This is a genomic window from Fictibacillus aquaticus, assembly GCF_002245695.1.
GTDB lineage: Bacteria > Bacillota > Bacilli > Bacillales > Fictibacillaceae > Fictibacillus > Fictibacillus aquaticus.
The window spans coordinates 602,015-614,259 of record NZ_NOII01000001.1 but is presented as its reverse complement, the minus strand read 5'-3'; the positions used below and the strand labels follow the sequence as shown (position 1 = coordinate 614,259).

Below are 12,245 nucleotides of genomic sequence, written 5' to 3'. Positions count from 1 at the left end.
GGGAGGCGCCTACGGCATAAAGACACGATCGTTCTATGCCTGAAAGCCTCTTTTGTTATAAACAAAAGTGGCTTTTTTAATGGAGAAACGGAGGAATAAATATGAACAATGAAAATAGACCGATCCTTGATGTGAATGAAAAACCGCCAATCCATCAGTGGCTGACACTCAGTCTTCAGCATCTGTTCGCCATGTTTGGTGCGACAGTGCTTGTACCGTTCCTTGTAGAGCTTGATCCGGGAGTAGCCTTAGTGTCAAGCGGGCTTGCTACGATCGCTTATCTGATCATAACAAAAGGACAGATACCCGCTTATCTTGGTTCCTCGTTTGCATTTATCTCGCCTATCATAGCAGTAAAGGCTTTTGGAGGGCCTGAAGCAGCGATGCTCGGAAGCTTCCTTGCAGGACTGGTATACGGAGCGGTTGCATTGCTCATTAAAACTTCTGGGCTTAAATGGCTGATGAGAATCATGCCGCCAGTAGTAGTCGGACCTGTCATCATCGTAATCGGTCTTGGACTGGCTAATGTAGCAGTGGGAATGGCGATGAATGATCCTGTTACTGGAAAATACAGCCTGACACATTTTTCAGTTGCGTTATTCACTCTGGCAGTCACAATTGTCTGCTCGTTGTTCTTTAGAGGAATTCTTGGCATCATCCCGATACTTGCGGGAATCGTTTCTGGATTTGCATTCGCTTACTTTAGAGGAATTGTTGATTTCACAAAAGTGATAAAGGCGGATGTCATACAGTCACCTGACTTTATTGTTCCGTTCGTAACATACACACCTGATTTTTCTTGGACAATAGCACTGATCATGATGCCTGTTGCTACAGTCACGATCGCGGAACATATCGGGCATCAGCTTGTATTGAGCAAAGTGGTCGGCCGCAACTTTTTGGAAAAGCCAGGCCTTCACCGTTCAATATTGGGTGACGGAGTCGGAGTTATGATTGGCTCTTTGATCGGAGGGCCTCCGGTCACAACGTACGGTGAGAATATCGGAGTGCTTGCTATCACGAGGATCTATTCTGTGTATGTTATCGCAGGTGCCGCAGTGACAGCGATCTGCTTCGGATTCTTAGGAAAAGTAACAGCGCTTATCAGCACGATTCCATCGGCAGTCATGGGCGGTGTGTCGATCCTTCTGTTCGGAATCATCGCTTCATCTGGCTTAAGGATGCTAGTGGATAATAAGATTGATTTTGGAAATAAGAGAAACCTCATTATCTCGTCTGTTATCCTTGTAACAGGAATCGGAGGAGCGGCACTGAAACTGTCGGACAACCTGCAGATTGCTGGAATGGCGCTTGCTACTCTTATCGGTGTCATCTTGAACCTTGTTCTTCCAGGGCGTGAGGATGACGATGAATTAATGAACAAAATGTTTGGAGAAAGCAATAACGATACAGCTGCATAAACACTTTTTAATTAAGTACGAGAGACTTAAAAGGGTGTGACTAGGACTGCTGCAGCATGCGGTCCTGATTGAACACACCCTGATAACATTTCGGGGTGTGTTTTTTTTATAAAAGGGAGGCGCGGGGAATGAAACATTTGCTAACCATACAAGAATTGCCGATTGAAGAGATTGATAAAATCCTGCAAGAAGCACAAAGGCTGTCATTGGAAAATGAATATGACCACAGCAGCGGCGAGCTTGTGGCCAATTTGTTTTTTGAGCCGAGCACGAGGACAAGATTCAGCTTTGAAGCAGCCGAGCGGAACCTTGGGATGAATGTGCTGAATGTGGACGCAGCCAGTTCGAGCATGACAAAAGGCGAGACGCTATATGACACGATGAGAACGCTCGAAGAAATCGGAGTTAAAGCAGCGGTGATCAGGCATCATGAAGACTATTACTTCGAAAGTCTCGTTGGAAAAATTTCCATTCCGATCATCAATGCTGGAGACGGGTGCGGGAACCATCCGACACAATCTCTTCTCGATCTTTTGACGATACAGCAGGAGTTTATCGTTACTCAAGGGCTAAACGTTGTGATTGCTGGCGACATCCGCCACAGCAGGGTTGCTGCTTCTAACGCAGAAATGCTTCAAAAAATGGGAGCGAATGTTTACTTCTCAGGGCCGGTCGAGTGGATTCCTGAAAAACACAAAAATCAATATATATCAATGAATGATGCATGCAGGACGGCGGATGTAATGATGATGCTGCGCATACAGCATGAAAGGCACTGTGCGGGGATGGAGATGGACAGTAATGATTATCACAAACGCTACGGTCTTACTATAGAACGGGAAAGCATGATGAAGCCTCACAGCATCATCATGCACCCTGCACCTGTAAACAGAGGGGTAGAACTAGCTGATGAGCTTGTTGAATGCAGCCGGTCAAGGATCTTCAAACAGATCCGAAACGGTGTTTTCGTAAGGATGGCAGTACTGAACTGGTCACTAGGAAAACTAAAGGAGGAAACGATCAATGGGACAATTGCTTAAAAACGCAAAAATGCTGGATGGCAAAAACAATCTGATACAAAAGGATGTTCTGATAGAAAATGGCGTAATAAGGGAAGTGTACGAGCAAATCAGCGAGGAAGGACATGAAATATGGGATCTTGAAGGACTTCTGCTTGTACCGGGCTTTATTGATCTTCATGTGCATTTGCGGGAACCAGGAGGCGAACATAAAGAAACGATAGAGAGCGGAACGAAGGCTGCAGTAAAAGGCGGGTACACGACAATAGCGGCTATGCCGAACACGCGGCCGGTTCCTGACAATAAAGCGATGATGGATGCCCTGATGGACCGCATTGAAAAAACGGCGCATTGCCGAGTCTTGCCTTATGCTTCCATTACAGAGCGCCAAGCTGGGAAAAGCATGACAGATTTTAGTGAACTGCTTCGAGCTGGAGCGTTTGCATTCACGGATGACGGTGTTGGCGTCCAGTCTGCAGGAATGATGCTAGCGGCCATGAAAGAAGCAAACAAGTGCAATACCGTTATCGTGGCCCACTGTGAGGATAACACTCTCCTTCCAAAAGGCGGCGCTGTGCATGAGGGAATGTTTGCACAGAAAGAGAACATTCCGGGTATTCCTTCTGTGAGTGAATCAGTTCATGTAGCGCGTGATGTGCTTCTTGCTGAAGCAGCAGATGCCCGCTATCATGTCTGTCATGTCAGTACAAAGGAAACTGTAAGAGTGATAGCAGATGCGAAACGGGCGGGCATCAAAGTGACAGCTGAAGTTACGCCTCACCATCTTCTTTTGTCCGACAGCGACATCCCTGGCCAAGATTCAAATTTTAAGATGAACCCCCCGCTTAGAGGAACAGAAGATAAAGAAGCTTTGCTAGAGGCTCTAAAAGAAGGTGTGATCGATTTTATTGCTACAGACCATGCTCCTCATCATGAAGATGAAAAAGCACAGGGAATGGAGCTTGCTCCTTTTGGCATTGTAGGACTTGAAACATCATTTCCTCTTTTATACACGAATCTCGTGCTGAAAGGAAAATGGACATTGCAAGGGCTGATGGATGCTATGACGAGAAAACCTGCAGAAGCGTTCTCGCTGCCTTACGGAAAGATCGAGCCTGGTCTTGCAGCAGATCTGTGCGTGATCGATCTTAATAGAAAAGAGATTATTGATTCAAAGGGATTTGCATCCAAAGGGAAAAACACACCTTTTAACGGATGGGAATGCAGCGGATGGCCCGTTGCAACAATAGTAGGAGGAAAGATAGCTTACAAAAAAGAGGAGGCGCTGATATGGTAAGATACTTGATTTTAGAGGATGGTACAGTTTTTGAAGGCATGGCGTTCGGGGCAGATGCAGAGGCGCTGGGTGAAGTTGTATTCACGACGAGCATGACGGGATATCAGGAAGTGGTGACAGACCCTTCTTATTACGGACAGATCATCACGTTTACGTATCCGCTGATCGGAAACTACGGCATTAACCGCCAAGATTATGAGTCCATCAATCCTGCAGCTGCAGGTGTGATTCTAAATGAAAACGCATCGTTCCCGAGCCATTACGAATCGATTCAGGGTTTAAGTGAGTGGCTTGCGGCAAAAAAGATTCCTGGACTGTACGGCATCGACACGAGAAAGCTTACTAGAATTTTAAGAAAACACGGAACAGTGAAAGGGAAACTTTGCAATTCCGCAGACAATAGGGAACTCACGGTTAAAGAGCTCATCAGCATGCCTTTAAAAACAAACCAAGTACCTTCTGTATCCACGAAAACCTCTTATCAGCTGCCAAACCGCGGCGAACGAGTAGTCGTGGTTGACTACGGTGTGAAAAGCGGGATGCTTCGGGAACTATCAATGAGGCACTGTGATGTGGTCGTTGTCCCTTATAATACGCAGGCTGCTGAAATTCTTCAGCTGAAGCCGGACGGTGTGCTGCTGTCAAACGGACCAGGAGACCCGAAAGATGTTCCGATGGCTCTTTCTATGATCAGAGGTCTGCTCGATCATAACATCCCGATCTTAGGTATCTGCCTCGGACATCAGCTTTTGTCGCTTGCGTGCGGAGCGGAGACGGTAAAACTGAAGTTCGGGCACCGCGGTTCTAATCATCCGGTAAAAAACTTGATGACAGGCAAAATCGCTCTTACATCACAGAACCATGGCTATACGGTCGATGCAGCATCTCTTGAGAACACAGATCTCATCCTGAGCCATAGTGCTGTAAACGACGGAACAGTTGAGGGAGTAGTTCACAAGAAGAAGCCTGCCTTTTCGATTCAATACCATCCAGAAGCCTCACCGGGGCCGCATGATTCCAACAGCATCTTTGACGAATTCCTGCACATGATGAAAACTTACAAGAAAGAAGGGATCCTTCATGCCTAGAAGAAACGACATTTCAAAAATACTTGTTATCGGTTCAGGACCGATCGTGATCGGCCAGGCGGCTGAGTTCGATTATGCTGGAACTCAGGCCTGCCAGGCATTGAAAGAAGAAGGCTATGAAGTCATACTTGTAAACTCGAATCCTGCGACAATTATGACAGATCCAAACATGGCAGACAAAGTATACATTGAGCCTCTTACACTTGAATTTGTTTCACGCATCATTCGCAAAGAGCGTCCAGACGGGCTTCTCGCGACACTCGGAGGGCAGACAGGACTAAATCTAGCGGTTGAACTTTCAGAAAGCGGCGTCCTAAAAGATTATAATGTTGAACTGCTTGGAACAACGCTTGACAGCATACAGCAGGCTGAAGATCGAGACCTGTTCAGAAGCTTGATGAACACACTTCAGCAGCCAGTACCTGAAAGTGCGATTGTGCGGAACTTGGAGGAAGCCAAGAATTTTGTCAGTGAAGTAGGGCTGCCTGTCATCATCAGGCCAGCGTTTACGCTCGGCGGCACAGGCGGAGGCATCGCATCCACACAAGAAGAGCTGCTGGAGGTTACCGCGAGCGGACTTCATGCGAGCCCTGTAACACAAGTTCTTATCGAAAAGAGCATCGCTGGTTTCAAAGAGATCGAATATGAAGTGATGAGAGATAAAAACGATACAGCGATCGTCGTGTGCAACATGGAAAACATTGATCCTGTAGGTATTCACACCGGTGATTCAATTGTAGTTGCTCCGAGCCAGACTTTAAGCGACCGCGATTATCAGATGTTAAGGAATGCATCGCTCGGCATCATCAGAGCGCTAAAGATAGAGGGCGGCTGTAACGTTCAGCTCGCACTTGATCCTGATAGCAGCCAGTATTATGTAATTGAAGTTAATCCTAGAGTCAGCCGTTCTTCTGCACTCGCATCAAAAGCGACTGGATATCCGATCGCGAAGCTGGCAGCTAAAATAGCAGTCGGATATACGCTTGACGAACTGAAAAATCCTGTAACAGGCACAACGTTTGCCTGCTTTGAACCCGCACTGGATTACATTGTTTCAAAGATTCCAAGATGGCCATTTGACAAATTTGAAGCTGCGAACCGTAAACTGGGCACACAGATGAAAGCCACAGGTGAGGTAATGGCGATCGGACGGAATCTTGAAGAATCACTCCTGAAGGCAGTCCGATCGCTTGAGATCAACGCTGACCATCTCGAAAGCGGTGAGCAGCATTCTAAAGAAGAATATAAAAGAAGGATAGGCAATGCAGATGACCGCCGGATTTTTTATATCGCAGATGCGATGAGGGCAGGTGTTTCAGCTGAGGAAATACATGAGATCACGAAGATCGATTACTTTTTCCTGGAGAAAATTGTGAACATCCTGCAGATTGAAAAAAATATCTTGCAAAGAAAACGTGATGCTGGCGTTTTGAAGAAGGCAAAAGAAAGAGGCTTCAGCGACAGCTGGATCAGCAGAGCCTGGGATATGGACGAAAAAGAAGTTTATGCCTTCCGCAAGCAAAACCACATACTGCCAGTCTTCAAGATGGTCGATACGTGTGCTGCAGAGTTTGAATCGGAAACGCCGTACTTTTACTCAACGTACGGAGAGGAGAACGAATCGCACAAGTCTGATAAAGAAAGCGTGATCGTGCTCGGATCTGGCCCGATCCGCATCGGGCAGGGGATCGAGTTCGACTACGCGACTGTTCATACCGTCTGGGCAATACAGGAAGCCGGTTATGAAGCGATCATAATCAACAACAACCCAGAAACGGTTTCTACAGACTTCAGCATGTCAGATAAATTATATTTTGAACCTCTCACAATAGAAGATGTGATGCATGTAATCGATCTTGAACAGCCAAAAGGAGTGATCGTTCAATTTGGCGGACAAACGGCGATTAACCTTGCAGCTGAACTGGAACGACGCGGCGTCAAAATTTTAGGTACTTCTATTGATTCCATGGATCTAGCAGAAGACCGTGAACGTTTTGAAGATGTCATGCAGAAAATCGGCATTCCGCAGCCTGCAGGGAAAACAGCTTTTTCTGTCAGCGAAGCAGTCAAAATCGCTTCGAAGATCGGCTATCCTGTCCTCGTCAGGCCTTCTTATGTGCTTGGCGGCAGAGCGATGGAAATCGTCTATCATGAAGATGAACTGCTTCAATATATGGAAAATGCAGCAAAAGTAAATCCAGAGCATCCGGTGCTAGTCGACCGTTATTTAGAAGGCAAGGAACTCGAAGTAGACGCGATCAGCGACGGGCATGATGTGTTTATCCCAGGCATGATGGAACATATTGAACGTGCAGGTGTGCATTCAGGAGACTCTATCGCCGTCTATCCGCCGCAAACTTTGCCGGAAGGAATCAAGCAGAAACTGATACAGCGGACGATCGAGATAGCCAAAGGCTTGAAAATCGTCGGATTGCTGAATATACAGTTTGTCTGGCACAAAGACGAGGTATATGTGCTCGAGGTGAACCCTCGCTCTAGCAGGACCGTCCCTTTCTTAAGCAAGATCACTGGTGTTCCGATGGCGAATGTTGCGACGAAGGTTATTTTGGGAAGCAATCTGGCTGAACTTGGATTTGAAACAGGCTGCCAGCAGGAAACAGAAGATGTTTTTGTGAAAGTTCCTGTCTTCTCGTTCGCAAAGCTTCGCAGTGTCGACACTTATCTTGGACCGGAAATGAAGTCTACAGGAGAAGTGATGGGACGTGACAGGACCTTGCAAAAAGCACTTTACAAAGGACTTATCGCATCGGGTATGAAAATCCCTTCACATGGCACTGTCTTGTTCACGGTGGCCGATAAGGATAAAGAAGAAGCACTGCAGCTTGTCAAAAGGTTCTCTGATATCGGTTATGCGGTTATGGCGACAGAAGGTACGGCAGCCATGGTGAAGCAGGAAAGAATATCGGTAGAAACTGTCGGCAAGATCGGTGCAGGAGGAAAAACACTGCTTGATGTGATCCGTGCCGGTGAAGCTCAATTTGTTATCAACACGCTCACAAAAGGAAAGCAGCCAGCACGTGATGGTTTCCGTATCCGCCGCGAGAGTGCGGAAAGCGGAGTCATCTGCCTGACAAGCCTTGATACGGCAGAAGCTCTTCTGCAGGTGCTTGAATCGATCACATTCTCAGCCACAAGCATGCCGGCATTTCAGAGCAAAGAAGGGGTTTTGCTATGAAAAGGCTGAATTTGAATGTCGTTTCGCAAGTGATGATCGCCGACAATATCTTTGAACTGACTGTTGAAGGCGAAGGAGTAGAGAGTATGAAGGTGCCGGGCCAGTTTGTCCATGTTCGGACGGGAGAAGGGTTCTCCTCCTTGCTGCGACGGCCGATTTCTATCTGTGATGCGGATACGGCAAACAATAGATTGAAGATGGTATACCGGGCTCAAGGGAAAGGGACAGCATGGCTCAGCACACGCTCCAGAGGTGACAAGATTGATCTTCTGGGACCGCTCGGAAACGGATTTAATCAAGATGTTGTTGAAGCGGGCGGCAAGGCATTGCTTGTTGGAGGAGGAATCGGCGTTCCTCCCCTCTATTACCTTGGAAGAAAGCTTGCGCAAAAAGGGGTTGCTGTTTCTTTTGCGTTAGGCTTTCAATCTAGCAAAGATGCCTTTTATATCGAAAAATTTAAAGAGATTGGAAGGGTTGCCGTTGCTACCGCGGACGGCACAATCGGCAAAAAAGGGTTTGTTACTGATGTTATGGATAAATTCACAGCAGAACAGCCTGTTGTATTCGCCTGCGGTCCTTCTCCGATGCTTCGAGCACTCAATCATAAGACTGAAGGGCTGAATGCTTACTATTCATTTGAAGAACGGATGGGCTGCGGCGTTGGAGCCTGCTTTGCCTGTGTGTGTGAAGCAGCCACTCCTTCCGGATATGTGAAGATCTGCAGCGACGGACCTGTATTTAAAAAAGAGGAGGTAAGTATATGAACAGGCTGAATGTTTCACTTCCGGGATTAGAGATGAAAAATCCTATCATGCCTGCTTCAGGCTGCTTCGGTTTTGGCAAAGATTATGCGAAGTGGTATGATTTGAGCCTTTTAGGGGCGGTTGCCATAAAAGCGGCGACGGTCTCTCCAAGGTTCGGGAATCCAACACCTCGTGTGGCTGAAACAGAATCCGGGATGCTGAATGCAATCGGCCTGCAAAATCCCGGCGTGGAGAAAATCATAAGTGAAGAACTGCCTCATCTAAAGCCTTACGGAATACCTGTTGTCGCAAATATTGCCGGAACAGCGGAAGAAGATTATATGGAAGCTGCCGAAATTCTCTCAAAGCATGAACTTGTATCGGTGCTTGAGCTGAACATTTCCTGTCCGAACGTTAAGGAAGGGGGAATACAGTTCGGCACAGCGCCAGAAGCTGCTGCAAGACTGACTAAGATGGTGAAAAAGGTTTCATCAAAGCCTGTTTACGTAAAGCTTTCGCCGAACGTAAGTGACATAAGAGAAATGGCACAGGCGGTTGAAGAAGCGGGAGCTGACGGACTTTCAATGATCAATACACTGATCGGCATGCGTATCGATCTTAAAAGCAGGCAGCCTGTACTGGCGAATAAGACGGGTGGTCTTTCAGGTCCAGCGATCAAGCCTGTTGCTGTCAGAATGATTTATGAAGCAAGTCAGGCTGTGTCGATTCCTATCATCGGCATGGGCGGAGTGATGACGGCTGAGGATGTGATCGAGATGATGCTTGCGGGGGCATCGGCGGTGGCAGTCGGAACGGCTAACTTTGCGAACCCTTACGCATGCCCGGAAATCATCGCAGATCTGGAACGTGTTCTGGACAGCATGGATGTCAGTCATATTAGCGAAATTATCGGAGGGAGCTGGAAACCATGCAAAACCCCATCATTATCGCGCTAGATTTTCCAAACCGTCAAAAGACAGAACAATTTTTGGAGCACTTCGGAAATAAGCCTCTGTTCGTAAAAGTGGGCATGGAGCTATTTTACCGTGAAGGACTATCTATGATTTATTGGCTTAAAGAGAGAGGCTATCGAGTTTTCTTAGATCTTAAGCTGCACGATATTCCCAATACCGTCCATAATGCGATGAAAAATCTTGCATTAGCTGGAGCAGACATGGTGAACGTTCATGCTTCAGGAGGCATCAAGATGATGGCAGCCGCCAAAGAAGGACTGTATGCCGGTATGCAAGAAAAACAGAAGCCGCTGCTGATCGCGGTCACTCAGCTGACGAGCACGAGCGAGATCGTTATGAGAGAAGAGATGCTGGTCAGCCAGTTTACACTCGAACAGGCTGTTGTGGAATATGCGAAGAATGCCAAAAACGCTGGTCTGGATGGCGTCGTTTCGTCTGTAAACGAAACAACGCTGATAAAGGAAGTATGCGGTGATTCATTCCTTACTGTTACTCCTGGAATCAGACTTTTAGGGAGCAGCTTTCATGACCAGGAACGTGTTGCCTCTCCGGCGGCTGCTGCCAGAGCGAAAACCGACTACATTGTGATTGGAAGAAGCATAACAGAAGCTGCTGATCCTGTGTCCTCATATGAACAAATACTGAATGAATGGAGTGGTTCTTTTGAAATCAGTCATCGCTGATCATCTGCTAACTATCAAAGCTGTTTCCTTATCTCCCGAAAAGCCATATACATGGTCGTCTGGAATGCAGTCCCCAATCTATTGCGACAATCGAGTCACACTAGGTTTTCCTGAAGTCAGAAACCATATCATCGAAGAATTCGTCCATATTATCACCTCAAATTATCCTGATGCAGATGTTATTGCAGGAACCGCCACAGCAGGCATCCCGCATGCAAGCCTGATTGCTGACCGGCTTGGGCTGCCGATGTGCTATGTGCGCGGCGAGGCGAAAGCACATGGTAAAGGAAAACAGATTGAAGGATATCTGCAGGAAGGAAAAAAAGCGGTTGTGATCGAGGACCTGATCTCGACCGGCAAGAGCTCCATTCAGGCCGCAAATGCTTTAAGAGCGAACGGAGTGACGGTTCTGGGTGTGGCAGCCATTTTTACGTACGAGCTTAATCGTGCAGCACAGGAGTTTAAGAGTGAGAACATAGACGTGCAAACATTGACGGATTTTAGTACATTAGTAGAAGAAGCTTCAAGAAAAGGGAGCATCAGCAGCAATGATCTTAAGCTGCTTCATGCATGGAAAGCAGATCCTGAAGGATGGATGGCTGCTTCTTCCCGTTAAATGATGGAGGTACCGGCAGTTGAGAAAAATGAACGGCGAAGAATTTGATGAACTGGTAGGTTTTTTTGATTCCATGGCAAGAACGTCATGGCTGAGTGCAGTTCACGATAGAATTAAACAGGAAACAGGCTCGTGGTTGGACAAGAAAGTAATTGACGTCGGATGCGGGACGGGACGCCTTCTTTTAAAAGGGGCAGACGAGGCTCAGCAACTTACAGGTGTAGACTTGTCGAGCGAGATGGTTAAAGGAGCAGTGCAAAATTTCTTTTTTCATAACCGCAGCGAGAAAAGTTCATTTCTAATCGGGGATGCATGCGAATTACCGATGGAAGACCATGAGTTTGACATCGCTCTGTCTACATGTGTTCTTTTCCTCCTGCCAGAGCCGATAGAAGGAATAACAGAGATTCATAGAGTTCTGAATCCAGGCGGAGTTACCGCTATGCTCAATCCTTCTCCTGAAATGAATCAGCTGAACGCTCATCAATATGCTAAGAGGAATGATATTACCGGATTCGAACTGACCTCTCTTCTTAAATGGGCGAACGTGAGCACAAGAAGGCACCGCTATTCTCAGGAAGAACTGACTGACATCCTTTCTTCACTTCATTTTTCTAACATCCGCCATGTTGAGGTTCTAGACGGACTGGCAACGATTACGATTGCTGAAAAAGTAAGTGAAATTTAGAAACCAGAGGGAAGGTTGATCTACGTTTCAGGCGCACGCTTTCCGCGGGGTGGGCGGTGAGCCCTCTCGTCGCTGCGCGCCATTGAGAGGTCTCACCTGTCCCACTGATCCCGCTGGAGTCGGCACCTTACACTCCGATCAACTTTTTCAGTGATGGATTCAAGATGTTCAAGCAAATGAGATGTTGGTTTTAAAGCATCTGAAATTACCAAAGCGTATTTGATACTTTAATTTAAAGAAGAAAGGGTAAAACCGCCTCGACAATACGAGTTGGTCTTACCCTTTTTTGTTCTGACTTCTATTCGTTGTAACGAAAAATTCGTTGTGATTGGAGCGGAAGGGTGCGAGACTCCTCGAAAATGAAAACCGCATTTTCTTCGTGCGAGGTCATGCTGCCGCAGCTTTCCTTGTCCAGCGGGACGAGCGGGAAGGTTAGCCCCTTTAGGTCGCGTAGCGGCAAAGGGGCTAACCGCACGCCCCGCGGAAAGCTCAGCACCCTGGAGCGGAGATCACCACACCA

10 protein-coding genes are annotated in these 12,245 nt (G+C 47.1%); all 10 read left to right on the top strand.

The features are described 5' to 3' along the window. The first annotated feature begins 101 nt into the window (after positions 1 to 101). The 10 genes from CGZ90_RS03195 to CGZ90_RS03150 all read left to right on the top strand — a co-directional run bounded on the left by CGZ90_RS03195 (position 102) and on the right by CGZ90_RS03150 (position 11,725). Positions 102 to 1,421 carry a solute carrier family 23 protein gene (locus CGZ90_RS03195; protein WP_094250882.1) on the top strand — a complete coding sequence of 440 codons (1,320 nt, stop codon included), beginning with the start codon at positions 102 to 104 and terminating at the stop codon, positions 1,419 to 1,421. Between the two features lie 128 nt (positions 1,422 to 1,549). Then, a complete protein-coding gene (locus CGZ90_RS03190) occupies positions 1,550 to 2,461 on the top strand; it encodes an aspartate carbamoyltransferase catalytic subunit (RefSeq protein ID WP_094250881.1) in 912 nt (303 codons plus the stop codon). Then, complete coding sequence (locus tag CGZ90_RS03185; RefSeq protein ID WP_094250880.1) at positions 2,445 to 3,737, top strand: dihydroorotase; 1,293 nt, start codon at positions 2,445 to 2,447, stop codon at positions 3,735 to 3,737. The genes CGZ90_RS03190 and CGZ90_RS03185 overlap by 17 nt, the downstream gene beginning before the upstream one ends. Further along, a complete protein-coding gene (locus CGZ90_RS03180) occupies positions 3,731 to 4,825 on the top strand; it encodes a carbamoyl phosphate synthase small subunit (RefSeq protein ID WP_094250879.1) in 1,095 nt (364 codons plus the stop codon). The genes CGZ90_RS03185 and CGZ90_RS03180 overlap by 7 nt, the downstream gene beginning before the upstream one ends. Continuing rightward, complete coding sequence (gene carB, locus CGZ90_RS03175) at positions 4,818 to 8,021, top strand: carbamoyl-phosphate synthase large subunit (protein WP_094250878.1); 3,204 nt, start codon at positions 4,818 to 4,820, stop codon at positions 8,019 to 8,021. Before CGZ90_RS03180 ends, carB begins: the two co-directional genes overlap by 8 nt. Then, positions 8,018 to 8,785 (top strand): dihydroorotate dehydrogenase electron transfer subunit, encoded by a 768-nt coding sequence (locus tag CGZ90_RS03170; protein WP_094250877.1) that lies wholly within the window; start codon positions 8,018 to 8,020, stop codon positions 8,783 to 8,785. The genes carB and CGZ90_RS03170 overlap by 4 nt, the downstream gene beginning before the upstream one ends. Beyond that, positions 8,782 to 9,720, top strand: coding sequence for a dihydroorotate dehydrogenase (locus CGZ90_RS03165; RefSeq protein ID WP_094250876.1), 939 nt, complete (start codon positions 8,782 to 8,784; stop codon positions 9,718 to 9,720). The genes CGZ90_RS03170 and CGZ90_RS03165 overlap by 4 nt, the downstream gene beginning before the upstream one ends. Then, positions 9,693 to 10,421, top strand: a complete 729-nt coding sequence (pyrF, locus tag CGZ90_RS03160) for an orotidine-5'-phosphate decarboxylase (protein WP_094250875.1) — start codon at positions 9,693 to 9,695, stop codon at positions 10,419 to 10,421. The genes CGZ90_RS03165 and pyrF overlap by 28 nt, the downstream gene beginning before the upstream one ends. Beyond that, positions 10,402 to 11,037, top strand: coding sequence for an orotate phosphoribosyltransferase (pyrE, locus tag CGZ90_RS03155; protein ID WP_094250874.1), 636 nt, complete (start codon positions 10,402 to 10,404; stop codon positions 11,035 to 11,037). The genes pyrF and pyrE overlap by 20 nt, the downstream gene beginning before the upstream one ends. Positions 11,038 to 11,065: 28 nt before the next feature. Then, entirely contained in the window at positions 11,066 to 11,725 is a 660-nt protein-coding gene (locus CGZ90_RS03150; RefSeq protein ID WP_240515372.1) for a class I SAM-dependent methyltransferase, read from the top strand. Positions 11,726 to 12,245 lie beyond the last annotated feature (520 nt).